Source organism: Mesorhizobium sp. M0244 (assembly GCF_040321795.1).
Lineage (GTDB): Bacteria > Pseudomonadota > Alphaproteobacteria > Rhizobiales > Rhizobiaceae > Mesorhizobium.
Window position 1 is genome coordinate 1 of sequence record NZ_JAMYSE010000190.1, and the last position, 2,455, is coordinate 2,455.

The 2,455-nt window shown below is 64.4% G+C and carries 3 protein-coding genes and 1 pseudogene; 2 read left to right on the top strand and 2 right to left on the bottom strand.

The features are described 5' to 3' along the window. On the bottom strand, nucleotides 1-534 hold a 534-nt coding region (locus NKJ08_RS38420; protein WP_352786346.1), incomplete at its 3' end, for a COX15/CtaA family protein. 151 nt (nucleotides 535-685) lie between these two features. Between NKJ08_RS38420 and NKJ08_RS38425 the strand changes: the two genes are divergently transcribed. Next, nucleotides 686-913 (top strand): DUF2842 domain-containing protein, encoded by a 228-nt coding sequence (locus tag NKJ08_RS38425; RefSeq protein WP_352525230.1) that lies wholly within the window; start codon nucleotides 686-688, stop codon nucleotides 911-913. Here the strand turns inward: NKJ08_RS38425 and NKJ08_RS38430 are convergent. Further along, nucleotides 910-1,968, bottom strand: coding sequence for a polysaccharide deacetylase family protein (locus tag NKJ08_RS38430; RefSeq protein WP_352525232.1), 1,059 nt, complete (start codon nucleotides 1,966-1,968; stop codon nucleotides 910-912). The two genes, NKJ08_RS38425 and NKJ08_RS38430, sit on opposite strands and share 4 nt — an antisense overlap. Nucleotides 1,969-2,058: 90 nt before the next feature. On the opposite strand from NKJ08_RS38430, the pseudogene NKJ08_RS38435 reads away from it, so the two are divergent. Then, a pseudogene (locus tag NKJ08_RS38435) lies at nucleotides 2,059-2,455 on the top strand (GNAT family N-acetyltransferase); the annotation flags it as partial.

Consider the following 2,455-nt stretch of genomic DNA (forward strand, 5'->3'; position numbering starts at 1 on the left):
CAGCGTCAGATGTGTCGCCAGCCGGTACTGGCTGACCGAAACCCGGTCGGCCAGCCCGGACGCCACCATCCACCAGCCTATCGCGCCCTGCAGGCCGCCGAGAAGGAGAATGCCCAGCAATTTCGTGCCGAGGCCGCGCTCGATGCGCCGCGTCACCCAGAAGAACAGCAGCGGCAAGGCGAAAACCACCCCGACACTGCGCGCCAGGATGCGGTGCACCCATTCCCACCAGAAGATCGACTTGAACGCCTCGATGCTCATGCCCTTGTTGAGTTCGGCATACTGCGGGATCTGCTGGTAGCGCTGAAACTCCTCCTGCCACTCGGCATCATTGAGCGGCGGGATGACGCCATGGATCGGCTGCCATTCGGTGATCGACAGGCCGGAATCGGTGAGCCTTGTGGCGCCGCCGACCAGCACCAGCGCAAACAGCACCAGGAGCACGACATAGAGCCAACCGCGCACCAGCGCACGGTTGCGAAGGTCGCGATCGCGGGCCGCGAAAGGCGCGGCGTCGGATATGGCAGCAGCCATGGGTTTGCCCCGGCAGTTGAAGTCGCGGATTGGTGAACCATCGCAACCCGGCTTGCAAGGCCGGGCGGCGCGGCACGCCGTCGCGCCGTTTCTGGCGGGTTGCGCGTATCGGCTGTTCGGCCTAAGCGATAGCGATCAACGAGATCGCGCCATGCCCATTCGCCTGAAAAAGCTGATCGGAAGCTTCCTGCTGGTTGTGCTGGTCGTCGTCTATGCGCTGGTCGCCTCAATCGTGGCGGTTGCGCAGCTGTCGCAGTCCGGGCCCCTGACGCACTTTATCTTCTTCCTGCTCAGCGGGCTTTTGTGGGTGCTGCCGGCAATGGGTATCATCAAATGGCTGATCCTGGAGCCGCGGCCGAAGGGCCGAGGCCACAGCTAGATTGTCACCACCATCTTGCCGGCATTGGCCAGCGGCGTCGTCACGCCCGACAACATGGTTCGGATGTGGGCGACGCTCTGATAGCGGCCATTGACCGAAATGCGCGGTAGGGCATGCAGGAAGCCGGCATGCTCGGCGCGGAGTATGCCGTGGCGGGTCGTCACCGCCGAGGCATAGCCGGCACCGCGGACAAGGCCTACTTCGCGGCGGCCGACGGCGCTGGCATAACCGTAGGGATAGGCGAAATGGTGCGGCGCCTCGCCGAGTTTGGCCTGCAATATGCGCTTGACGTCGCCGATCTCATGCCGCGCGTCGCTCTCGGAAAGCCGCTTCAGATTGCAATGATTGACGCTATGCGCGCCGATCGTCACCAGCGGGTGCGCGGCCATGGTGCGGATCTCGTCCCAATTCATCAGCGTGCTCGGGCGCAGCCCATCCAACTCGATGCCGTTCGAACGCGCCAGATCGCGCAACACCGCACGCTGATCCTGCTCGCGCACCTTCAGCGTCAGATAGGCGTGCAGGCGCGCATTGGCCTGGACCTTTTTTCCCGGACTCGAGCAGTCGACCGTCACCGGGCCGTCCGGCGTCGTCAGCGTCAGGCGATCGCGCGCATTGACGATGTCCTCGACCACGTCCCACCACAAATCGGCAGCACCGTCGATCAGTCCCGGCGCGACGTAGATGGTGATCGCCGCGCCGTGCTTCTCCAGCACCGGCAGCGCCTCGGTCATGTTGTCTCGATAGGCGTCGTCGGCGGTGATCGTCGCGAACTGGCCGTCCTTGTCGCCGGCCTTGATGCGCTCGATCGCCTCGTCTAGCGTGACGAACTTGTAGCCGTTCGCCTTCATGTCGGCGATCACGGCATCGAGAAACCCGGGCGCGATGTTCAAGTGGCGGTTGACGCCGTTCGGCTTTTCCGGCGTCGCGGTGACCCGATGCAGCATCAGGATGGCGCCGATGCCGCCGATAAACGGCTTGGCCAGAGGCGCGAGACCGGAATAGCGGGCGAGATTGAGCGCCAGTTTGCGGATTGCCTCGCCCCCGTCGATCATTCATTCACCTTTTGCGCCTAGGCTCATCAAGCATGGAAATGCCCCTGCGCGGACCTCCAATCGCGACGAATACGCCCTAAGGATTGAGGTATGGTTGACGCCACCGCGTCATTTGACGGCAATCGGCTGGCAGTCAGCGAGGCGTCGCCGTGTGCCTTGCCGGCCGACAAAGCCGGCCTGTCGACCTCGGTTGCCGATAGTGCGGCGCTGGCGGCGTATGCCGAATTCTGCTGTTCGGCGCTATTTGCCCCGGCGCAGAGCGCAGGCTGGATCCTGAACTGGGCCGCACATACCGGCGCCGACGTTGTCGTTGCGACGCTGCGCGCCGACGACAGGCCGGTTTTCTCGCTGGCGCTGGAGGTCACCCGCAGCGGAGCATTCCGCGTTGCCCGCTTCATGGGCAGCCGCCATGCCAACGGCAATTTTGCCGCCGCCGACCCGCAATGGCTGGCGAATGCCGATATCGCGGCGATCCGTTCGATGCTGG

Coding starts and splice junctions, on each gene's coding strand:
- NKJ08_RS38430 (WP_352525232.1), bottom strand. CDS start 1,968: ATGATCGACGGGGGCGAGGCAATCCGCAAACTGGCGCTCAATCTCGCC.
- NKJ08_RS38425 (WP_352525230.1), top strand. CDS start 686: ATGCCCATTCGCCTGAAAAAGCTGATCGGAAGCTTCCTGCTGGTTGTG.